Here is a 20,744-nt window from a genome sequence, read left to right on the forward strand (position 1 = left end):
CCATGGCCGGCGACGCCCTGTCGGCCGTCGAACACGTCTTTCGCCAGGAACGGGGCAGGGTACTGGCCGGCCTGATGCGGCGCTTTGGCGACCTGGGCCTGGCGGAAGATGTGTTACAGGAAGCGTGCCGCAAGGCGCTGGAACTGTGGCCGCGCACGGGCATCCCCGATCATCCCGTCGCCTGGCTCAGTGCCGTGGCGCGCAATGCGGGCCTCGATCAGGTGCGCCGCGCGGGCAAGAGCATCATCATGGATGCCGAGGACGTGCTGTCGCGCTTGCCGGCATCCGCGATGGAAGAAACACACGCCATCGACGATGATCGGCTGCGCCTGCTGTTTATCTGCTGTCATCCCGCGCTGGCGCCCGAGGCGCAGGTGGCGCTGGCCCTGCGCACCCTGTGTGGCTTGTCCACGGCCGAGATCGCGTGCGCCTTCGGCGTGGCGGAAGCGGCCCTGTCGCAGCGGCTATTGCGTGCCAAACGCAAGATCGCCGAAGCGCGCATCCCCTTCGAATTGCCGCCAGCGCAAGACTGGCCGCCACGACTGGCGCAAGTGCTGCACGTGATTTACCTGGTGTTCAGCGAAGGCTATTGCGCCAGCGGCGGCGATACCCTGCTGCGCGCCGACCTGTGCACGGAGGCGCTGCGGCTGGGACGGCTGCTCGACAGCCTGCAGCCGGGCCAGCCGGAAGTGCAGGGCTTATTGGCCTTGATGCTGCTGCAGGCGTCGCGCGGCCTGGCCCGCCTGTCGCCCGAGGGGTATTTGTTGACACTGGAAGAGCAGGACCGGCGCCTGTGGCAGGGGGACTTGATTGCCGAGGGACTGGCGCTGCTGGAGCTTGCCTTGCCGGCGCGCGCACCGGGCCCATACCAGCTGCAGGCGGCGATTGCCGCCTTGCACGCCCAAGCGCCCACGGCCAGCCAGACGGACTGGCGCCAGATCAGCGCCCTGTATGGCGCCTTGCTGCGGCACAAGCCGGAACCCTTGATCTTGCTCAATGCGGTGATCGCCTGCGCCATGGCGCATGGCGCTGCACATGGCCTGGCGTGGCTCGATCGCCTGGAAGCCGTGCCCAGCCTTGCCAACTCGCATTATCTGCATGCGGCCCGGGCCGACTTGCTGCGCCGCCAGGGTGACCGCTCAGGTGCGCTGGCGGCGTATGCACAGGCGGCAATGCTTGCTTCAAATGCAGTGGAAAGGCAATACCTTCTCCGGCGTCAGGGGGAAATGCGCCTGCCGCTTGTATAATGCGTGCAAGTTCAAACAGACTGCCTACCATGACCAATACGACCCATTTCGGATACAAAACAGTTGCAGAAGACGACAAAGTGCGCGAAGTCGCCAAGGTGTTCCATTCCGTCGCTGCCAAATACGACGTGATGAACGACTTGATGTCGGGCGGGCTGCACCGTCTGTGGAAGACGTTCACCATTGCCAACGCGGGCGTGCGCCCCGGCTTCAAGGTGCTCGACATCGCCGGCGGCACGGGCGACCTGTCGAAGGCGTTCGCCAGGCAGGCGGGTCCCACGGGCGAAGTCTGGTTGACCGATATCAATGAATCGATGTTGCGCGTGGGCCGCGACCGCCTCTTGAATCGCGGCTTGCTCACCCCCACCTTGTTGTGTGACGCGGAAAAACTGCCGTTCCCCGATAACTATTTTGACCGCGTCAGCGTGGCCTTTGGCCTGCGCAACATGACGCACAAGGATGTGGCGCTGGCGGAAATGCGCCGCGTGCTGAAACCGGGCGGCAAGCTGCTGGTGCTGGAGTTTTCCAAGGTGGCAGCACCGCTGCAAAAGCCGTATGACCTGTATTCGTTTTCGGTCTTGCCGTGGTTCGGACAGAAAATCGCCGGCGACGCGGAAAGCTATCGCTACCTGGCCGAATCGATCCGCATGCACCCGGACCAGGAAACGCTGAAGACCATGATGGAAACGGCGGGCCTGGAGCGCGTGCAGTACTACAATTTGACGGCAGGCATTGCCGCTTTGCATACCGGTATCAAGATGTAATGCATCAATGTTGGTGATTTTAGGAGATGGAATGAAATTGAAGAAATTTATGGTCGGCATGATGCTGGCCGCGACCACGGTATCCATGCTGGGCGAGGCGCTGGCCCGTCCCATGGGTGGTGGCCGTTCGTTTGGCCGCCAGTCGCAAAACGTGGGCCGCCAGGCGCCCGCACCGGCGCCGACCCCGGCACCGGCTGCCGCGCCACGCCAGGCGCAACCTGCGCCAGCCCCCGCACCGGCACCTGCCGCCAAGGCACCGAGCCGCTGGAAGGGCTTGCTGGGCGGCGCCTTGCTGGGCCTGGGCCTGGGCGCGCTGCTGTCGCATTTCGGCCTGGGCGGCGCCCTGGCCAGCATGATCAGTACCCTGCTGATGGTGGCCTTGCTGGCCGGCGTGGCCTACTTCATCTACCGCATGGTGCGCGGCAAGCGCGACAGCAACACCAGCGGCAATGCGCCGTTCGCGGGTTTTGGCGGCAACCAGCCTGCACCGGCCGGCAACGTGCCCGACATCGGTTCGCGCATTCCACCGCTGCCGCCGCTGCAGCCCGTCTCGTCCGGCGTCGGCCTGGACAAACCGGCGCCGGTTGCCGCGCCATGGGGCGTGCCAAGCGACTTCGACAAGGAAGCCTTCCTGCGCCACGCGAAAAGCAATTTCATTCGCCTGCAAGCGGCCTGGGACAAGGCCGACGTCAACGATATCCGTGAATTCACGTCGCCGGAAGTGTATGGGGAACTGCGCATGCAAATCCAGGAACGGGGCGCGCAACCGGACTTTACCGATGTCGTCACCATCGATGCCGAACTGCTCGGTATCGAGACGAGCGTCAACGACTACCTGGCCAGCGTGAAGTTTACGGGCCTGATCCGTTCGGCGCCGGGCGCGGCAGCCGAGCCGTTCGCGGAAGTGTGGAATATGTCGAAACCCGTCAGCGGCAACAGCGGCTGGGTCTTGGCAGGCATCCAGCAATTGAATTAATTGTCAAAACTTGCTGAATAATGGCTTAAGTTCATGCGCAATGCATGATGCTTGACAGATATTTCCTGCTGAACTGGTAAGATCGAAACCGCCCACGTTGTTTTACGGGCGGTTTTTTCTTTTTAGGGGCGCGCGCGGCGCGCAGTATATAGATGGCACCACTTTCCGATCTCTCCCTGATGACGCCCGTCATCGCGACCATCAACCATTTGCTGGCGCAAGAGCCGTGGGCGCGCCAGCAGCTGGCCGTGCATGCGGGCAAGCTGGCCTGCATCGACACGGGCGCCGTAGCCTTGCGCCTGGGCGTCGACAGCGCCGGCATGCTGGCAGCGGCGCCGGCCGATATGCCGGCCAATGTCACCATCCGCGTCAAATTGTCCGATGTGCCGCTGATCCTGCAAAACCGCGAGCGGGCGTTTTCGTATGTAAAAATCGAAGGCGATGCCGAGTTTGCCAATGCGATTTCGCAATTGAGCAAGGGTTTGCGCTGGGAAGCCGAGCACGACCTGGAAAAGGTAGTCGGTCCCATGCTGGCTACGCGCCTTGTTTCCGGCGCGAAAGATGCCGCCGCCTTTGTGCGCACGGGCCAGCAAAAGCTGGCGGAAAACGTGGCCGAATATTTTCTCGACGAACAGCCGATGCTGATCCGTCCTGCTACCCTGCAAGAGTATTCCGCTGGCGTGACGCGCGTGCGCGATGACGTCGAACGCCTGGCCAAGCGCCTTGCCCGGCTGGAAAAGGCGGCTGCCGCCGTCCAGCCGCAGTCCTCCTCACCGGATTTGTCTACATGATATTGAAATTCCTGCGCCTGTTTAAAATCATCCGTGTTTCCATCAAGTACGGTCTGGATGAGATAGCGATTTCTGGTCTGCAAGTTCCCCGCACCGCCAAATTGATCGACACCCTGATTTTCTGGCGCGACCTGTCGTCGCCACGGGGCATGCGCCTGCGCCTGGCGCTGGAAGAGCTGGGCCCGATTTTCGTGAAATTCGGCCAGGTGCTGTCAACCCGGCGCGATCTGATGCCGCTCGACATCGCCGAAGAACTGGCGCGCCTGCAAGACCGCGTGCCGCCGTTCGATTCCGACCTCGCCATCGCACAGATCGTCAAGTCGCTGGGCGCGCACCCGGACCAACTGTTTGCCAGCTTCGAGCGCGAGCCGGTGGCGTCCGCCTCGATTGCCCAGGTGCACTTCGCCACCCTGAAAGATGGTCGTGAAGTGGCCGTGAAGGTCTTGCGTCCAGGCATGAAAAAGCTGATCGACGAAGACGTGGCCCTGATGCACATCGCGGCCGACTGGACCAGCCGCCTGTGGGCCGACAGCAAGCGCCTGAAACCGAAAGAAGTGGTGGGCGAGTTCGATAAATACCTGCACGACGAGCTGGACCTGATGCGCGAAGCGGCCAACGCCAGCCAGTTGCGCCGTAACTTCGCCAACTCGGACTTGTTGCTGGTGCCGGAAATGCACTGGGATTATTGCTCCAGCAGCGTCATCGTCATGGAACGCATGGTGGGCATTCCCGTGTCGCAGATCGACCGCCTGGTGGCGGCCGGCGTGGATTTGCGCAAGCTCTCCAGCGATGGTGTGGAGATTTTCTTCACGCAAGTGTTCCGCGACGGCTTTTTCCATGCGGATATGCATCCCGGGAATATTCTCGTGTCGATCGCGCCCGAATCGTTCGGCCGCTACATCGCGCTGGACTTCGGCATCGTGGGTACGTTGAACGATTACGACAAGGATTATCTGTCGCAAAACTTCCTCGCCTTCTTCCGCCGCGACTACAAGCGCGTGGCCGAGGCGCACATCGAATCGGGCTGGGCGCCGAAAGACACGCGCGTCGATGAACTGGAAGCGGCCGTGCGCGCCTGCTGCGAACCGATCTTCGACCGTCCGCTGAAAGATATTTCTTTTGGGCAAGTCTTGCTCCGGCTGTTCCAGACCTCGCGCCGCTTCAACGTGGAAGTGCAGCCGCAGCTGGTGCTGTTGCAAAAGACCCTGCTCAATATCGAGGGGCTGGGCCGCCAGCTCGATCCTGAACTGGACCTGTGGCAAACGGCCAAGCCCTACCTGGAAAAATGGATGAGCAACCAGGTGGGGCCGCAAGGCTTCATGGAGCGCCTGCGCGCCGAGGCACCCCGTTATGCGCACATCTTCCCGCAATTGCCGCGTTTGCTGCACCAGGCCTTGACGGTGCATGGCGAACCGCGTGAAAACGATGTGGAATTGATGAAAACCTTGCTGGCGGAACAACGCCAGACGAACCGCTTGCTGAGTTTTATCGTGTACTTCGTGGGCGCCTTCGCGCTCGGCGCGCTGGGCTTGCAAGTGTTCATGCGCTGGCATCAACTGCCGTTTTAACTGGATCAGGACGTAAGTGATGGCTGACTTTCAAACCCGCGATCCACTCTCGCCGGCCTTCTGGGACGAGCGTTTCGAGAAGCAATTTACGCCCTGGGACCAGGGTGGCGTGCCTGCGCGTTTGCGCCGCTTCGTTGCCGACAGTCCGGCGCCGCTGCGCTGCCTGATTCCCGGCTGCGGCTCCGCGTATGAACTGGTTTTCATGCTCGATCACGGCTGGGATGCCACGGCCATCGACTTTTCGCCGGCTGCCGTGGCCGCCGCGCGCGCCGTCGTCGGCGCGCGGGCAGGGCAGGTGGTGCAAGCCGATTTCTTCACCTGGCAGCCCGAAGCGCCGCTGGATCTGATCTATGAACGGGCGTTCCTGTGCGCCATGCCGCGCGCCATGTGGCAGCAAGTGGCGGACCGCTGGGCGCAATTGCTGGCGCCGGGCGCCATGCTGGCCGGCTACTTTTTCTTTGACGACAATGCCAAGGGACCGCCGTTCGGCATGTCGCGTGAGCAATTGCAGGCCTTGCTGGCGCCGCATTTCGACTGCCTGGCCGATGAGGCCGTGGACGATTCCATCGCCGTCTTCGCGGGCAAGGAACGCTGGATGCGCTGGCGCCGCCGGGCGGACTGAGGCGGCAACGGTCGCGGCCGGGCATTTTCCGCTGGGAATGGCGGAAAAGCTTTATAATTCAGGGTTTTTGATGATTTTCTCGGAGTAGAGATGCCGATTTATGCTTACCGTTGTGACGAGTGTGGTTTTGCCAAGGACGTCTTGCAAAAGATCTCCGATCCAGTACTGACGGTGTGCCTGTCGTGCGGCAAGCCCAGTTTCAAGAAACAATTGACGGCCGCCGGTTTCCAATTGAAGGGCACCGGCTGGTACGCGACCGATTTCCGCGGCGGCACGGCGCCCACCACGGCCATTCCGACTGGCCCGGCCGATGGTGCCAAGCCCGCCCCAGCCGCCGAGAGCACGCCTGCCGCGGCAGCTGCGTCCGCCCCGGCTGCCGCTGCACCGAAAGCGGACTGAAAGGCGCGCCGCGCCGATACGTTCCATTACCGAGAAACCGATGCGTAAATACTTTATTACCGGATTACTGATTTTAGTGCCCCTGGCCATTACGGCCTGGGTCTTGAATCTGGTGATCAGCACGATGGACCAGTCGCTGTTGCTGGTGCCCGGCAGTACGAAGCCCAGCATATGGTTCGGCCACCAGGTCCCCGCGCTGAGCAGCATTCCCGGCCTGGGCACGGTATTGACGGTATTGATCGTGTTCTTCACGGGCTTGCTGACGAATAATCTGGTCGGCAATTATGTGGTGAAACTGTGGGAAAAATTGCTGCAACGCATACCCATCGTCAATTCCCTGTATTCCAGCGTCAAGCAAGTGTCCGATACCTTGTTTTCCCCGTCGGGCAATGCCTTCCGCAAGGCCGTGCTGGTGCCGTATCCGCACCAGAATTCCTGGACCATCGCTTTCCTGACCGGCGTGCCGGGAGGCGATGCGGCGAACCACCTGGTAGGCGACTATGTCAGCGTGTACGTGCCGACGACGCCGAATCCGACATCGGGCTTTTTCCTGATGATGAAACGCAGCGATGTCGTCGAACTCGACATGAGCGTCGATGCGGCGCTCAAATATATCGTCTCGATGGGCGTGGTAGCGCCTGCGGAAGTTGTTGCTGTACCGGCCCCGGCAGCCAAAGAATAAAGGCAGGCGTCCCACGCGGGACGTGGCCGGATTGAACACTCACTAACCTGAACTGAGAATTTTATGTCTATGCGTACTGAATACTGCGGCCTCGTCACCGAAGCCATGCTGGGACAAACCGTCAGCCTGTGCGGCTGGGTACATCGCCGCCGCGACCACGGCAGCCTGATTTTCATCGACTTGCGCGACCGTGAAGGCCTGGTGCAAATCGTTTGCAACCCGGAACAAGCGGAGATGTTCAAGGTCGCCGAAGCCGTGCGCAACGAATTCTGCCTGCGCGTGACGGGCGTCGTGACCAACCGTATCGATGGCACGATCAACAACAACCTGAAATCGGGCAAGATCGAAGTGGTCTGTTCGGAACTGGAAGTGCTGAACCCGTCCGTGCCCGTGCCGTTCCAGCTCGATGACGACAACCTGTCGGAAACGACGCGTCTGACGCACCGCGTGCTGGACCTGCGCCGCCCGCAAATGCAGAACAACCTGCGCCTGCGCTACAAGGTGACGATGGAAGTGCGCAAGTACCTCGACGCGCTGGGCTTCATCGACATCGAAACGCCGATGCTGACCAAGTCCACGCCAGAAGGCGCGCGCGACTACCTGGTGCCGTCGCGCGTGAACGCGGGCAGCTTCTTCGCCTTGCCGCAATCGCCACAGTTGTTCAAGCAACTGTTGATGGTCGCTAACTTCGACCGTTACTACCAGATCACCAAGTGCTTCCGCGACGAAGACTTGCGCGCTGACCGCCAGCCTGAATTCACGCAGATCGATTGCGAAACCTCGTTCCTGACGGAGCAGGAAATCCGCGACCTGTTCGAAGACATGATCCGCGTCGTCTTCAAGAACACCCTGAACATCGACTTGCCGAACCCGTTCCCGGTGATGGATTTCGCCGAAGCGATGGGCCTGTATGGTTCCGACAAGCCGGACATGCGCGTCAAGCTGGCCTTCACGGACTTGACCGAAATCATGAAGTCGGTCGAGTTCAAGGTCTTCAACGGCGCCGCCAACATGAAGGGTGGCCGCGTGGTGGCCCTGCGCGTACCGCAAGGCGGCAGCATGCCGCGTTCGGAAATCGACGCCTACACGCAATTTGTCGCCATCTACGGCGCCAAGGGCCTCGCTTACATCAAGGTCAACGAGAAAGCCAAGGGCCCTGAAGGCTTGCAATCGCCGATCGTCAAGTTCCTGCCTGCCGACGTGCTGGCCACGATCCTCGAGCAGACGGGCGCGCAAGACGGCGACCTGATCTTCTTCGGCGCGGACAAGGCCAAGGTCGTCAACGACGCCATCGGCGCGCTGCGCGTGAAAATCGGTCACAGCGAGTTCGGCAAGAAAGCCGGCCTGTTCGAAGACGTGTGGAAGCCATTGTGGGTGGTCGACTTCCCGATGTTCGAGCACGACGAAGAAGCGGACCGCTGGACGGCGACCCACCATCCATTCACGGCGCCGAAAGACGGCCATGAAGACATGCTGGAAACGAATCCGGGTGCCTGCATCGCCAAGGCCTACGACATGGTCTTGAACGGCTGGGAACTGGGTGGCGGTTCGATCCGTATCCACCGCGAAGAAGTGCAAAGCAAGGTCTTCCGCGCATTGAAAATCGATGCCGAAGAAGCGCAGCTGAAGTTCGGCTTCCTGCTTGACGCCCTGCAATACGGCGCGCCACCGCATGGCGGCCTGGCATTCGGCCTGGACCGTATCGTGACCATGATGACGGGTTCCGATTCGATCCGCGACGTGATCGCCTTCCCGAAAACCCAGCGCGCCCAGTGTCTGCTGACACAAGCGCCGTCGGAAGTGGACGAGAAGCAATTGCGCGAGCTGCACATCCGTTTGCGCGGCGCCGAGCCAAAAGTAGCGTAATGCAGCATGCGGCCGCTGCGGCGGCCGCTGTTTGATAATGCTATGCAAAAAGAGGCGCTGACGAGGCGCCTTTTTCATTGTTGATATGAACCATAAAATTCCCGTTTCCGTGCTGGTCGTCATTCATACGGCTGACCTTGACGTCTTGCTCATCGAGCGCGCGGGCCAGCCTGGTTTCTGGCAATCGGTGACCGGTTCCGTCGACGCCGTCGACGAGCCGCTGCTGCAGACGGCCGCGCGCGAATTGTTTGAGGAAACCGGCATCGTCGTCGATGGGCACGACATCGTGCTGCGCGACTGGAACTTGTCGAATGTGTACGAGATCTATCCGATCTGGCGCCACCGCTATGCGCCCGGCGTGACGCGCAACACGGAACACGTGTTCAGCGTGCAAGTGCCGCGCGATACGCTGATTACACTGAGTCCCCGCGAACACTTGCAATACGCGTGGCTGCCGTATCTGGCGGCGGCTGACCGCTGTTTCTCGTCGTCCAACGCGGAAGCGATTTTGCAATTGCCGGCCATGACGGGCCTGGCGCGCCCCACCTGATTTCCCTAGAAAGCATTCCATGTTGAACTGGTTACATTTGACTGCGCAGCAAAAACTGCTGGGCACCCTGGGCATCGTTTTCTGCCTGTGCTTTATCTTCCTGCTGTTCAGCTCCACCGTGCCTGGCCGCACGCCGCCCATCGGCATGCCGCTGATGGCGATCGGCTGGCTGCTGCACCCGGGCGCCTTTGCCAAGGGCAAGCGCACCGTGGCCTGGCGCGGCGCACCGCTGCTGGTGAAGATCGTCTGGGCGGCCGGCATTACTGCGCTGCTCGTCAGCGTGACGGCAGGCGTGGGACGCATGCTGGCGTGATTGTGTGCGTTTAGGTGCGCACGCGCACCTACGCAGGCGCCGCGCGGGGCCCGTCTGGGAGTAGAATCAAGGCATGAAAATCCGCGTAGCAACTTATAATATACACAAGGGTGTCTCCTCCGTGCGGGGTTTGCCCAGGGTGCACGCCTTGAAGCAGGCGATCGCTCTCTTCAATGCCGATGTCGTCTTCTTGCAGGAAGTGCAAGGCAAGCATGACCGCAATGCGGCCCGCTATGGCGCCGAGAACAACGGCCACAAGCATTGGCCGGAAGCGTCGCAGCATGAATTTTTTGCCGGCGCCGAGCACCATTCCGCGTATGGCATGAATGCCGTCTACGACCATGGCCATCATGGCAACGCCTTGCTGAGCAAGTTTCCCATCGCCTCGCAAACCAACCACGACGTGTCCGACCATGCCTACGAGCAGCGCGGCATCCTGCATTGCGTGCTCAAGACACCGCAGGCCGACGTGCACTGTTATGTCGTGCACTTGGGTCTGTTCGAGTCGGGGCGGGGCCGCCAGACGCAGGCGCTGATCGACGCCGTCATGGAATCGGCGCCGAACGGCGAGCCCGTCATCATCGCGGGCGACTTCAACGACTGGCGCAACACGCTCAGCGACAAGCTGCGCAATGCGCTCGGTGTGGTCGAGGTATTCGACCAGCGCGCGTCGAATTCGGCCCTGGGCGATTTGGTACGCACGCTGGCGCGGCGCCAAACGAAAATACCCGTGCCCGTACCGGCGCGCACCTTTCCCGCCGCCTTGCCGTGGTTCCGCCTGGACCGCATCTATGTGCGCGGTTTCCACGTGGAAGGCGCGCAAGTGATGCATGGCACCTTGTGGGCAAAATTGTCGGACCACGCGCCGATCGTTGCTGCCTTGAAACTCGCGTAGACTGCCGGCATGCGCACAGTCAACTTCATCGCCCACAACGACATCGAGCTGCTGTGTTGCGGCACCGATTATTTTCCCGCATTGATAGCCGCCATCGACGGCGCGCGTTCGGAAGTGTATTTCGAAACATATATCTTTGCCGATGACGCCACGGGTACCCTGGTGCTCGATGCGCTCAAGCGTGCGGCCGCGCGCGGCGTGCTGGTGTGCATGATCACGGACTGGTTCGGCACGGGCAATCGCCGCGTGAATGCCATGCATGCGCAACTGGAAGCGGCCGGCGTGCACCACCGCATCTTCAACCCGTGGTTCCGGCGCGGCATCACGCGCACGCACCGCAAGATCTGCGTCGCCGATGGAGAAATTGCCCTGGTGGGCGGCATCAATATCAACGACGACATGTTTTGCGACTACGACCACAGCATCAGCCTGGAAGCGCCGCGCTGGGATTTCGCCGTGCAGGTGAAGGGCCCGCTGGTGGACGCCATCCATGAGGAAGTGCAGGCGCAGTGGGCGCGGTTGGGCAAGATGAACCTGGTACGGCGTATCAAGCTGTACCGCAAGATGCGCGTGGTCAGCAAGGAGCTGGCGAAGAACCCCGTCGTGGCCGGTTTTGTCGTGCGCGACAACCTGCGCAACCGCCGCACCATCCAGCGCGCCTACCTGCAGGCGCTGGGCCAGGCACGCAAGAGCGTGATGCTGGCCAACCCGTATTTCGCGCCCGGGCACAAGCTGCGCCACGCCCTGGCCCAGGCGGCCCAGCGGGGCGTCGACGTGGTGCTGTTGATCGGCGTGGGCGAGTTCCGCATGCAAGATGCCGTGGCGCACTCGTTTTATCCGAAACTGCTGGCTGCCGGCGTGAAAATCGTCGAATACCGCAAGACGCAGCTGCACGCCAAGGTGGCCGTGGTCGACGATGACTGGGCGACAGTGGGTTCGAGCAATATTGACGCGCTGAGCCTGTTCCTCAACCAGGAAGCGAACATCGTCATCAAGGACGTGGCTTTCGCGCAAAGCCTGCGCCAGCACATCGAGCAGGGCGTGGCCGACGGCATCGTGATTCACCAGGATGATTTCAAGCACATCGGCCGTGTCCGGCGCATCGGCTACGAAGCCGCCTTCCTCGTGTACCGGCTGGTGATGCGCATTTTTTCAGTAGGCAAGTACGCATGAACGAGATGACAACGGTAAGGCTGGATAAATGGCTGTGGGCGGCGCGCTTCTTCAAGACGCGCTCGCTGGCCAGCGAGGCCGTCGACACGGGTAAAGTCAAAGTGGGCGGCGAGCGCGTGAAACCGGCGCGCAGCCTGCGCGTGGGCGACGCGCTGGCCATCGACAATGGCTTTGATACGTGGGAAGTGGCCGTGCTGGGCCTGTCCGACAAGCGTGGCGCGGCGCCTGTGGCGCGTCTGCTGTACGGAGAAACACCGGCCAGCATCGCCCGCCGCGAGCAGTTGGCCGAGGAGCGCAAGCTGTTCCGCGAGCCGGGCACCACCATCAAGGGGCGGCCGACCAAGCGCGACCGCCGTCAATTGAGCAAGGCAGGCGGCCTCGACTGAGGCGCGCTTGTTGCTGTCAGGCAAGGGCGCTCACCGCTTTTGCCTGCCTGAAATCGCAACAAACACGCAGTCAAAAAATGCTGCGCTGCACCAATAGAACACCGGCTCTAAAGTTCCCGTTTGACTTTTACGTGGTAGTGGATAATAGTACGAGCGTTCGGATTTTTTCGAAGCGTGCTTTTTTTTACCCTCGCTTCAGTCCGCCAAATCGGCAACATCACTTTTAGAACGGACCTCTTGAATACTTCAGTCAAATTCATGCGCAAGGGCGAACTGACCCGTGCAGCCATCCTCGACGTGGCGCTGGACTTGTCCAGCCGCGACGGCCTGGAAGGCCTGACCATTGGGCTGCTTGCGGACAAAATGAACATGAGCAAGTCGGGCGTGTTTGCCCACTTTGGCTCGCGCGAAGACTTGCAGATGGAAGTGCTGAAGCTCTACCACTATCGTTTCGAGCAAGAAGTCTTTTTCCCCAGCATGAAAGAGCCACGCGGTATCCAGCGATTGCAATCGATGTTTGCGCGCTGGGTCAAGCGGGTCAGCGTGGAAATCGCTTCCGGCTGCATCTATATCAGCGGCGCCGTCGAGTATGACGACCGTCCCGGCCCCATCCGCGACTCCCTGGTGGCCATGGTACGGGCCTGGCAAGGTGCGCTGCTGCGCTGTGTCGAGCAATCGATCGCCACGGGCGACCTGAAAGCGGACACGGACGCCCAGCAGCTGGTGTACGAGATGTATGGCCTGATCCTGGCCCTGCATCACGATGCGCGCTTCCTGCGCGTGCCGGGCAGCATCGAACGGGCGCAAGCGGGCTTTATCCGCCTGCTGGCGTCGTACCAGAATTCAGTAACAAGCAAATAAGCCGTCAGGCAGTATCCGCAGCAACGCACACGCAGTTCACAAGTACAACACTTTAGCTAAACGCCTTCAGGAGAAAAATTATGGGTCAATACGTCGCGCCAATCCGGGATATGCAATTCGTTCTGCATGAGTTCCTGCAAGTGGAAGAAGAGCTGAAGCAAATGCCGTCGTATGCCGACGTCGACGCCGATATCATCAACCAGGTACTGGAAGAGGGCGGCAAGTTCACTTCCGAAGTATTGTTCCCCCTGAATCACTCCGGCGACCGCGAAGGCTGCCACCACGATCCCGTCACGAAAAGCGTGACCACGCCGAAAGGCTTTAAAGAAGCCTACAAGCAGTACGTCGAAGGCGGCTGGGCGGCCTTGGCTTGCGATCCGCAATACGGCGGCCAGGGCTTGCCTGTCGTGCTGAACAATTCGTTCTATGAAATGCTGAACTCGTCGAATCAGGCTTGGTCCATGTACCCTGGCCTGTCGCACGGCGCCTACGAGTGCCTGAAAGAACACGGCACCGACCACCAGAAGGAAGTGTATCTGCCGAAACTGGTGTCGGGCGAATGGACGGGCACCATGTGCCTGACCGAACCGCACTGCGGCACCGACCTGGGCCTGCTGCGCTCGAAAGCGCTGCCTGAGGCGGACGGTTCCTGGACCATCACCGGCAACAAGATCTTCATCTCGGCCGGCGAGCACGACATGGCGGAAAACATCCTGCACCTGGTGCTGGCCCGCGTACCGGACGCGCCGGAAGGCTCGAAAGGCATTTCGCTGTTCCTGGTACCGAAATTCCTGCCGAACGCGGACGGTACGGTCGGTGAACGCAACCCGATCACCTGCGGCGCCATCGAAGAAAAAATGGGCATCCACGGCAACTCGACCTGCCAGATGAACCTGGACGGCGCGAAAGGCTGGATCATCGGCCAGCCGAACAAGGGCCTCAACGCCATGTTCGTCTTCATGAACGCGGCCCGCCTGGGCGTGGGCATGCAGTCGCTGGGCCTGACGGAAATCGCTTACCAGAATGCGCTGATCTACGCCAAGGACCGCACGCAAATGCGTTCGCTGTCCGGCATCAAGAACCCGGAACTGCCGGCCGACCGCATCATCGTGCACCCTGACGTGCGCCGCATGCTGTTGACGGGCAAAGCCTACGCCGAAGGCGCGCGCGCTTTCACTTCCTACGTGGCGCTGCAGATCGACCGCGAACTGCACCACCCGGACGCCGACGTGCGCAAGGAAGCCGCTGACGAAGTGGCGCTGCTGACCCCTGTCATCAAGGCATTCATTACCGACAACGCCTGGATCGCCACCTCGGAAGCGATGCAAGTGTTCGGCGGCCACGGCTACATCTCGGAGTGGGGCATGGAGCAGTATGTGCGTGACGCGCGCATCAACATGATCTACGAAGGCACGAACACGATCCAGTCGCTGGACCTGCTGGGCCGCAAGATCCTCGGTGACAACGGCGCCAAGCTGCGCAAGTTCGGTGAAAAGATCAAGGCGTTTGTCGAAGACAACGGTACCGATGAAGCGATGAGCGAATTCGTCACCCCACTGGGCGACCTGGGCGACAAAGTCACCAAGCTGACCATGGAAATCGGCATGAAAGCCTTCCAGAATCCTGACGAAGTGGGCGCGGCATGCGTGCCATACCTGCGTGTCGTCGGCCACATGATCTACAGCTACCTGTTCGCGCAGATGGCCAAGATCGCCCTCGAAAAAGAATCCAGCGGCGACACCTTCTACACCGCCAAACTGGCTACCGCACGTTTCTACTTCGCCCGCTTGCAGCCTGAAACGGCAACCCTGATCCGTCAGGCGCGTTCCGGTTCGGCCAACCTGATGGCACTCGACGCAGACCTGTTCTAAGACTTGAGGAAAATATGACCAATTTCATCGTTAAAAAAGTAGCCGTCCTCGGCGCCGGCGTGATGGGTGCGCAGATCGCCGCCCATTGCATCAACGCGAAAGTGCCGGTCGTGCTGTTCGACCTGCCAGCAAAAGAAGGTCCAAAGAATGGCATCGTGCTGCGCGCCATCGAGAACCTGAAAAAACTGTCGCCTGCGCCGTTGGGCAACAAGGATGACGCATCGCTGATCCAGGTGGCCAACTACGAAGACAACCTGGACCTGCTGGCCGGTTGCGACCTGATCATCGAAGCCATCGCCGAGCGCATGGACTGGAAACACGACCTGTATCAAAAGGTCGCGCCGCACATCGGCCCGAACGCGATCTTCGCCTCGAACACCTCGGGCCTGTCGATCACCAAGCTGGCCGAAGGCTTCGACGCCGACCTGAAATCGCGCTACTGCGGCGTGCACTTCTTCAACCCGCCGCGCTATATGCACCTGGTCGAGATCATCCCGACCGAGTCTACCCGCCCTGAAATCGCCGACCAGCTGGAAGGCTTTTTGACCACCACCCTGGGCAAGGGCGTCGTGCGCGCCAAGGATACGCCGAACTTCATCGCCAACCGCGTTGGCGTGTTCGGCATCCTGGCCATCGTGCACGAAGCCGAGAAATTCGGTCTGTCCGTGGACGTCGTCGATGACTTGACGGGCTCCAAGCTGGGCCGCGCCAAGTCGGGCACCTTCCGCACGGCGGACGTGGTCGGCCTGGACACCATGGGCCATGTGATCAAGACCATGCAGGACTACCTGCCGAACGACCCGTTCGCTGCCGTCTACAAGACGCCGGCCGTGCTGGCGCAGCTGGTGGAAAAAGGCGCGCTGGGCCAGAAGAGCGGCGCGGGCTTCTACAAGAAAGTCGGCAAGGAGATTCAACGCCTCGATTTCGCCACCGGTGAATACGTCGCTGGCGGCGCCAAGGCTGCCGACATCATCGCCCGCATCCTGAAGGAAAAGGATCCGGTCAAGAAGATGAAGGCGCTGCGCGAATCGACGAATCCACAAGGCCAGTTCCTGTGGGCGATCTTCCGCGACGCTTTCCACTACATCGCCATCCACCTCGATACCGTGGCCGACAATGCGCGCGACATCGACTTCGCCATGCGCTGGGGCTTCGGCTGGAACGTCGGTCCGTTTGAAACGTGGCAGGCATCGAACTGGCTGCAAGTGGCCAACTGGGTCAAGGAAGACATCGACGCCGGCCACGCGCTGTGCAATGCACCATTGCCTGCCTGGGTCTTCGAAGGTCCGGTCGCTGAAAAAGGCGGCGTGCATACGCCGGAAGGTTCCTACTCGGCCGTGTCGAACAGCTTCGTGCCCCGTTCGAGCCTGGCCGTGTATGACCGCCAGCCATTCCGCGCGCCCGTCCTGGGCAGCGGCGCCATCGACGGCAAGACTGCCGGCACCACCGTCTTCGAAGACGAATCCGTGCGCGTCTGGCATGCGGGCGACGATGTCTTGATCATCTCGTTCAAGACCAAGATGCACGTGATCGGCGAAGGCGTCATCAACGGCCTGAAACTGGCGCTGGCCGAAGCGGAGAAGAACTTCAAGGGCCTGGTGATCTGGCACGCGGACGCAGCCGAAGGCGGTGCTTTCTCGGCCGGCGCCGACCTGCAATCGGCCCTGCCAGCGTTCATGCAAGGCGGCGTGAAAGCCGTCGACCCGATCATCGCCGAACTGCAAAACACCTTCATGTCGCTGAAATACGCGAACGTGCCGGTGATCGCCGCAGTCGCGGGTCTGGCCCTGGGCGGCGGTTGCGAATTGGCGCTGCACTCCTCGAAGCGCGTGGCCTCGATCGAGTCCTACATCGGCCTGGTGGAAGTGGGCGTGGGCCTGATTCCAGCCGGCGGCGGCTTGAAGGAAGCGGCGCAGCGCGCCTACAAGGAAGCCAAGGGCAATGACATCCTGCAATTCCTGAAAACGGGCTTCACCAATGCAGCCACCGCCAACGTGTCGAAATCGGCGCTGGAAGCCAAAAAAATGGGCTACCTGAAAGAAGACGACGTGATCGTGTTCAACGCCTACGAGCTGCTGCACGTGGCCAAGGTCGAAGCGCGCGCCATGTTCGACGCGGGCTTCCGTCCGCAACTGCCGTCGCTGATCCAGGTCACGGGCCGTTACGGCTGGGGCACCATCAAGGCGCAGCTGGTCAACATGCGCGACGGCGGCTTCATTTCGGCGCACGATTTCAAGCTGGGCGAGATGATCGCCGAGATCGTATCGGGCGGCGACGTGGACCAGGGCAGTTTCGTCAGCGAACAGTGGCTGCTGGATATGGAACGCAAGGCATTCCTGGAGCTGTTGAACCATCCGAAAACCCAGGAACGGATCATGGGCATGATGCAGACCGGTAAGCCGGTACGCAACTAAGCACAACGTCGATGACGATCCTGTCACTCGTTTTTAAAGTACTGCTGCGCGTGAGGCCAAGCATGGTGTATGACCGTATCAAACAACAGATGATGGACACCTTGCCCTTCGTGCGGCTGCTGGGGATCAGCATCGACGACATCGGCGCCGGCACCTCGAAGGTGTCGATGCCGGACGATCCCAAACTGCATAATCACCTGGGCACGCAGCATGCGGGCGCCTTGTTTACCCTGGCCGAAACGGCTTCCGGCGCGGCCATGGCTGGCGGCTTCGCCGAGCTGATACTGGGCTTGCGCCCGGTGGCCAAGGAGTCGCGCATTCAGTACCAGAAGCTGGCCCGGGGCGCGACGCGCGCCGAAGGCCGGGTACCGGGCGACCTGGCTGCATTGAAGGCGCAGCTGGCGCAGGACGGCAAGGTGGCGTTTCCCGTGGCAGTCGATATCTTCGACTCCGAAGGCACGCTGGCGGCACAGGTGACGGTGGACTGGTATTTGTCGCAGAAGCGATAGGCCAGCATCCCGGACATTCGACAGAACACGAACCTCGTTCAACATCTTTGAAAGTATAAAATGAGCAAACAACTTCAAGACGCCTACATCGTCTCTGCAACCCGCACCCCGATCGGCAAGGCGCCGCGCGGCATGTTCAGAAACACCCGCCCGGACGACCTGCTGGTGCGCGTGCTGCAATCGGCCCTGGCGCAAGCGCCTGGCCTCGACCCGGCGCTGATCACCGATGCCATCATCGGCTGCTCGTTCCCGGAAGCGGAACAAGGTTTTAATATTGCGCGTAACTCGGTGCTGCTGGCCGGCTTGCCGAAAACCGTGGGCGGCGTCACCGTCAACCGTTACTGCGCTTCGGGCATCACGGCCATCGCCATGGCCGCCGACCGCATCCGCGTGGGCGAAGCCGACGTGATGATCGCCGGCGGTATCGAATCGATGTCGATGGTGCCGATGATGGGCCATCACCCATCGATGAACCTGGACATGTTCAGCGACGAAAACATCGGTATGGCCTACGGCATGGGCCTGACGGCCGAAAAAGTGGCGCAGCAATGGAAAGTGTCGCGCGAACAGCAGGACGCGTTCTCCGTTGAATCGCACCGCCGCGCCATCGCCGCGCAGCAAGCCGGTTTCTTCAAGGCCGAAACGACGCCCGTGGAAATCATCACGCGCACGCCGAACCTGGCCACCGGCCAAGTTGATGTGACGCGCCGCACCGTCGACACCGACGAAGGCGCGCGTGCCGATTCGACGCTGGAGTCGCTGGGCAAGCTCAAACCCGTGTTTGCCGCCAAGGGCACCGTCACGGCCGCCAACAGCTCGCAGATGTCCGACGGCGCCGGCGCGCTGCTGATCGTCAGCGAGAAGATTTTACGCGAGCATAACCTGACCCCGCTGGCGAAATTCTCCTCGTTCGCCGTGCGCGGCGTGCCGCCGGAAATCATGGGCATCGGTCCTAAATTCGCCATTCCTGCAGCGTGCGCCGCCGCCGGCATCACGCAAGACCAGCTGGACTGGATCGAGCTGAACGAAGCGTTTGCCGCGCAAGCCCTGGCCGTCATCGGCGACCTGGGCCTGGACCCATCGAAGGTCAACCCGATGGGCGGCGCGATCGCCCTGGGCCACCCGCTGGGCGCCACCGGCGCCATCCGCGCGGCCACCGTGATTCACGCACTGCAGCGCACCAAGCAGAAGTACGGCATGGTCACGATGTGCGTCGGTGCCGGCATGGGCGCGGCAGGCATCTTCGAGCGCGTATAAGCTTGACGGGCTAAAGCAATACAACAGGGCGCTGCGGGATTACCCCGGCGCCCTTTATCTTTTTGGAGACGACATGGATATTTTGTGCAGCAAGAGCGAGGGCATTCTGACCCTGGAATTCAACCGCCTGGAACGCAAGAATGCGATCACGGGCGCCATGTACCAGACCCTGGCCGATGCGCTGGTGGCGGCCGAGACGGATGATGAGGTACGCGCTATCCTGATCTGCGGCAAGCGCGAGATTTTCACGGCTGGCAACGACCTCGATGACTTCATGAAGACGGCGCGTCCGAAGGATGGCTCGCTCGACCATGACCGTCCCGTGTTCCAGTTCATGCGCGCCCTGTACGGCAGCAGCAAGCCCGTGGTGGCCGCCGTCTCCGGCCCGGCCATCGGCATCGGCACGACCTTGTTGATGCATTGCGACCTGGTGTATGCGGCCAACAACGCCAGCTTCTCGATGCCGTTTACGCAACTGGGCCTGTGCCCGGAATTCGGCTCCAGCCTGCTGCTCACGCAACTGGCCGGCTACCCGCGCGCGGCGGAAAAGCTGATGCTGGGCGAGTCCTTCCCGGCCAGCGAAGCGCTGGAAATGGGCCTGGTGTCGAAAGTCGTGCCCCTGTACGACTTGATGACGTACGCGCAAGGGCAGGCCGCCAAGCTGGTGGCCCTGCCAGCGGCCTCGATCCGCGCCACCAAGCGCCTGATGAAGCAAAGCCGCATGGAGCCGATGAAGGCCGCCATCGCCGACGAAAACAAACTGTTCAGCGCCATGCTGGGCGGCGCCGAAGCGAAGGAAGCGTTTACGGCCTTCTTTGAAAAGCGCAAGCCGGATTTCAAGAAGTTTGCATAAGTTCCAGGAAGCAAACCCAAATGCGCACTGCCGGGGTCGGACCCTCAGGGTCCGACCCCAGAATTTTACTCTGGGTTTAATTCGCACTAGACGACTGGTCTAATTGTGCTACAATCATCGCATGAAAGCTGAATACACCGACGTGCGCCAGCACATAATTGACCAGGGCAAGGCCATCATCACGCGCAAGGGCTTTGCCGGCGTGGGGCTGAACGAGATCTTGTCGGCCGCCGACGTGCCCAAGGGCTCGTTCTACCATTACTTCAAGTCCAAGGAATTGTTTGGCGAGGCGATGCTGGAAGATTACGTCACCGGCTACCTGGCCGGGATGGAAGACGTGCTGGGCCAGCCGGGCCAGAGCGCGGCGCAGTCGCTGATGGCGTATTGGGCCAGCTGGACCAGCGAGAGTCTCGATGGCAGCGGTTGCGACTGCCGCTGCCTGGTGGTCAAGCTTAGCAGCGAAGTGGCGGACATGTCCGAACCGATGCGCGTGGCGCTGCTCGACGGCACCCACCGTATCATCGCCAGGCTGGCCCTGGCCATCGCGCAGGGCAGGGCGGACGCTTCGCTGCCATCGGTGGCCGATCCGGGGCAGATGGCCGCCACCTTGTACCAGCTGTGGCTGGGCGCGGCCATGCTGACCAAGCTGCGGCGCGACGCCAGCGCCTTGCAAACGGCCTGGCAGGCGACCCTGGACCTGCTGCAGCTGCCGCCGGACAGCTACCGATAGACAGCTAGCAAGCGGAC

Annotated in this window: 21 protein-coding genes; all 21 read left to right on the forward strand. The window is 61.6% G+C overall.

Annotation, left to right across the window (positions count from 1 at the left end; genetic code table 11):
• Positions 1–2: 2 nt before the first annotated feature.
• Complete coding sequence (locus tag C8C92_RS03790; RefSeq protein WP_116743045.1) at positions 3–1,247, forward strand: sigma-70 family RNA polymerase sigma factor; 1,245 nt, start codon at positions 3–5, stop codon at positions 1,245–1,247.
• Between the two features lie 29 nt (positions 1,248–1,276).
• Positions 1,277–2,011: a bifunctional demethylmenaquinone methyltransferase/2-methoxy-6-polyprenyl-1,4-benzoquinol methylase UbiE gene (gene ubiE, locus C8C92_RS03795; protein ID WP_010394608.1), complete on the forward strand. Its 735-nt coding sequence runs from the start codon at positions 1,277–1,279 to the stop codon at positions 2,009–2,011.
• Positions 2,012–2,042: 31 nt separating this feature from the next.
• Entirely contained in the window at positions 2,043–2,987 is a 945-nt protein-coding gene (locus C8C92_RS03800; RefSeq protein WP_099760879.1) for a Tim44-like domain-containing protein, read from the forward strand.
• A 152-nt stretch (positions 2,988–3,139) separates the two neighbouring features.
• Positions 3,140–3,778: an SCP2 sterol-binding domain-containing protein gene (locus C8C92_RS03805; protein WP_165829257.1), complete on the forward strand. Its 639-nt coding sequence runs from the start codon at positions 3,140–3,142 to the stop codon at positions 3,776–3,778.
• Complete coding sequence (ubiB, locus tag C8C92_RS03810) at positions 3,775–5,346, forward strand: ubiquinone biosynthesis regulatory protein kinase UbiB (protein ID WP_116743046.1); 1,572 nt, start codon at positions 3,775–3,777, stop codon at positions 5,344–5,346. The genes C8C92_RS03805 and ubiB overlap by 4 nt, the downstream gene beginning before the upstream one ends.
• Positions 5,347–5,365: 19 nt before the next feature.
• Positions 5,366–5,968 (forward strand): methyltransferase, encoded by a 603-nt coding sequence (locus C8C92_RS03815; protein WP_116743047.1) that lies wholly within the window; start codon positions 5,366–5,368, stop codon positions 5,966–5,968.
• Positions 5,969–6,058: 90 nt separating this feature from the next.
• The gene (locus C8C92_RS03820; protein WP_116743048.1) at positions 6,059–6,367 is read left to right on the forward strand and encodes an FmdB family zinc ribbon protein; all 309 of its coding nucleotides are present in this window, start codon (positions 6,059–6,061) and stop codon (positions 6,365–6,367) included.
• A gap of 40 nt (positions 6,368–6,407) precedes the next feature.
• On the forward strand, positions 6,408–7,049 hold the full coding sequence (locus tag C8C92_RS03825; protein ID WP_116743049.1) for a DUF502 domain-containing protein: 642 nt from the start codon (positions 6,408–6,410) through the stop codon (positions 7,047–7,049).
• A 63-nt stretch (positions 7,050–7,112) separates the two neighbouring features.
• A complete protein-coding gene (gene aspS, locus C8C92_RS03830; protein WP_165829259.1) occupies positions 7,113–8,915 on the forward strand; it encodes an aspartate--tRNA ligase in 1,803 nt (600 codons plus the stop codon).
• An 85-nt stretch (positions 8,916–9,000) separates the two neighbouring features.
• A complete protein-coding gene (gene nudB / locus C8C92_RS03835) occupies positions 9,001–9,465 on the forward strand; it encodes a dihydroneopterin triphosphate diphosphatase (RefSeq protein WP_116743051.1) in 465 nt (154 codons plus the stop codon).
• Positions 9,466–9,484: 19 nt separating this feature from the next.
• Positions 9,485–9,778 carry a hypothetical protein gene (locus tag C8C92_RS03840; RefSeq protein WP_072457749.1) on the forward strand — a complete coding sequence of 98 codons (294 nt, stop codon included), beginning with the start codon at positions 9,485–9,487 and terminating at the stop codon, positions 9,776–9,778.
• Positions 9,779–9,851: 73 nt separating this feature from the next.
• Positions 9,852–10,673 (forward strand): endonuclease/exonuclease/phosphatase family protein, encoded by an 822-nt coding sequence (locus C8C92_RS03845; RefSeq protein WP_099760872.1) that lies wholly within the window; start codon positions 9,852–9,854, stop codon positions 10,671–10,673.
• Positions 10,674–10,682: 9 nt separating this feature from the next.
• Positions 10,683–11,846, forward strand: coding sequence for a cardiolipin synthase ClsB (clsB, locus tag C8C92_RS03850; RefSeq protein WP_099760871.1), 1,164 nt, complete (start codon positions 10,683–10,685; stop codon positions 11,844–11,846).
• Positions 11,843–12,232: an RNA-binding S4 domain-containing protein gene (locus C8C92_RS03855; RefSeq protein WP_116743052.1), complete on the forward strand. Its 390-nt coding sequence runs from the start codon at positions 11,843–11,845 to the stop codon at positions 12,230–12,232. Before clsB ends, C8C92_RS03855 begins: the two co-directional genes overlap by 4 nt.
• Before the next feature lie 258 nt (positions 12,233–12,490).
• Entirely contained in the window at positions 12,491–13,093 is a 603-nt protein-coding gene (locus C8C92_RS03860; RefSeq protein ID WP_096233568.1) for a TetR/AcrR family transcriptional regulator, read from the forward strand.
• A gap of 80 nt (positions 13,094–13,173) precedes the next feature.
• Positions 13,174–14,964 (forward strand): acyl-CoA dehydrogenase C-terminal domain-containing protein, encoded by a 1,791-nt coding sequence (locus tag C8C92_RS03865; RefSeq protein WP_096233570.1) that lies wholly within the window; start codon positions 13,174–13,176, stop codon positions 14,962–14,964.
• A gap of 14 nt (positions 14,965–14,978) precedes the next feature.
• Positions 14,979–17,378, forward strand: a complete 2,400-nt coding sequence (locus tag C8C92_RS03870; protein ID WP_116743053.1) for a 3-hydroxyacyl-CoA dehydrogenase/enoyl-CoA hydratase family protein — start codon at positions 14,979–14,981, stop codon at positions 17,376–17,378.
• A gap of 11 nt (positions 17,379–17,389) precedes the next feature.
• Positions 17,390–17,887: a YiiD C-terminal domain-containing protein gene (locus C8C92_RS03875; RefSeq protein WP_243420105.1), complete on the forward strand. Its 498-nt coding sequence runs from the start codon at positions 17,390–17,392 to the stop codon at positions 17,885–17,887.
• Between the two features lie 60 nt (positions 17,888–17,947).
• On the forward strand, positions 17,948–19,144 hold the full coding sequence (locus tag C8C92_RS03880) for an acetyl-CoA C-acyltransferase (RefSeq protein WP_099760867.1): 1,197 nt from the start codon (positions 17,948–17,950) through the stop codon (positions 19,142–19,144).
• Between the two features lie 73 nt (positions 19,145–19,217).
• The gene (locus tag C8C92_RS03885; RefSeq protein ID WP_116743054.1) at positions 19,218–19,997 is read left to right on the forward strand and encodes an enoyl-CoA hydratase; all 780 of its coding nucleotides are present in this window, start codon (positions 19,218–19,220) and stop codon (positions 19,995–19,997) included.
• A 121-nt stretch (positions 19,998–20,118) separates the two neighbouring features.
• Entirely contained in the window at positions 20,119–20,727 is a 609-nt protein-coding gene (locus tag C8C92_RS03890) for a TetR/AcrR family transcriptional regulator (RefSeq protein WP_116743055.1), read from the forward strand.
• Positions 20,728–20,744: the final 17 nt, after the last annotated feature.

Origin of the sequence: Janthinobacterium sp. 78 (assembly GCF_003096775.1) — a bacterium.
GTDB lineage: Bacteria > Pseudomonadota > Gammaproteobacteria > Burkholderiales > Burkholderiaceae_D > Janthinobacterium > Janthinobacterium tructae.

Excerpts from the sequence above, each read along its gene's own strand:
- nudB (WP_116743051.1), top strand. The coding sequence starts at position 9,001 with ATGAACCATAAAATTCCCGTTTCCGTGCTGGTCGTCATTCATACGGCT.
- C8C92_RS03805 (WP_165829257.1), top strand. The coding sequence starts at position 3,140 with ATGGCACCACTTTCCGATCTCTCCCTGATGACGCCCGTCATCGCGACC.
- C8C92_RS03860 (WP_096233568.1), top strand. The coding sequence starts at position 12,491 with ATGCGCAAGGGCGAACTGACCCGTGCAGCCATCCTCGACGTGGCGCTG.
- C8C92_RS03845 (WP_099760872.1), top strand. The coding sequence starts at position 9,852 with ATGAAAATCCGCGTAGCAACTTATAATATACACAAGGGTGTCTCCTCC.
- C8C92_RS03865 (WP_096233570.1), top strand. The coding sequence starts at position 13,174 with ATGGGTCAATACGTCGCGCCAATCCGGGATATGCAATTCGTTCTGCAT.
- C8C92_RS03825 (WP_116743049.1), top strand. The coding sequence starts at position 6,408 with ATGCGTAAATACTTTATTACCGGATTACTGATTTTAGTGCCCCTGGCC.
- C8C92_RS03840 (WP_072457749.1), top strand. The coding sequence starts at position 9,485 with ATGTTGAACTGGTTACATTTGACTGCGCAGCAAAAACTGCTGGGCACC.
- ubiE (WP_010394608.1), top strand. The coding sequence starts at position 1,277 with ATGACCAATACGACCCATTTCGGATACAAAACAGTTGCAGAAGACGAC.
- C8C92_RS03815 (WP_116743047.1), top strand. The coding sequence starts at position 5,366 with ATGGCTGACTTTCAAACCCGCGATCCACTCTCGCCGGCCTTCTGGGAC.
- C8C92_RS03790 (WP_116743045.1), top strand. The coding sequence starts at position 3 with ATGGCCGGCGACGCCCTGTCGGCCGTCGAACACGTCTTTCGCCAGGAA.
- C8C92_RS03875 (WP_243420105.1), top strand. The coding sequence starts at position 17,390 with ATGACGATCCTGTCACTCGTTTTTAAAGTACTGCTGCGCGTGAGGCCA.
- C8C92_RS03870 (WP_116743053.1), top strand. The coding sequence starts at position 14,979 with ATGACCAATTTCATCGTTAAAAAAGTAGCCGTCCTCGGCGCCGGCGTG.
- C8C92_RS03855 (WP_116743052.1), top strand. The coding sequence starts at position 11,843 with ATGAACGAGATGACAACGGTAAGGCTGGATAAATGGCTGTGGGCGGCG.
- C8C92_RS03880 (WP_099760867.1), top strand. The coding sequence starts at position 17,948 with ATGAGCAAACAACTTCAAGACGCCTACATCGTCTCTGCAACCCGCACC.
- C8C92_RS03800 (WP_099760879.1), top strand. The coding sequence starts at position 2,043 with ATGAAATTGAAGAAATTTATGGTCGGCATGATGCTGGCCGCGACCACG.
- C8C92_RS03820 (WP_116743048.1), top strand. The coding sequence starts at position 6,059 with ATGCCGATTTATGCTTACCGTTGTGACGAGTGTGGTTTTGCCAAGGAC.
- aspS (WP_165829259.1), top strand. The coding sequence starts at position 7,113 with ATGTCTATGCGTACTGAATACTGCGGCCTCGTCACCGAAGCCATGCTG.
- C8C92_RS03885 (WP_116743054.1), top strand. The coding sequence starts at position 19,218 with ATGGATATTTTGTGCAGCAAGAGCGAGGGCATTCTGACCCTGGAATTC.
- C8C92_RS03890 (WP_116743055.1), top strand. The coding sequence starts at position 20,119 with ATGAAAGCTGAATACACCGACGTGCGCCAGCACATAATTGACCAGGGC.
- ubiB (WP_116743046.1), top strand. The coding sequence starts at position 3,775 with ATGATATTGAAATTCCTGCGCCTGTTTAAAATCATCCGTGTTTCCATC.
- clsB (WP_099760871.1), top strand. The coding sequence starts at position 10,683 with ATGCGCACAGTCAACTTCATCGCCCACAACGACATCGAGCTGCTGTGT.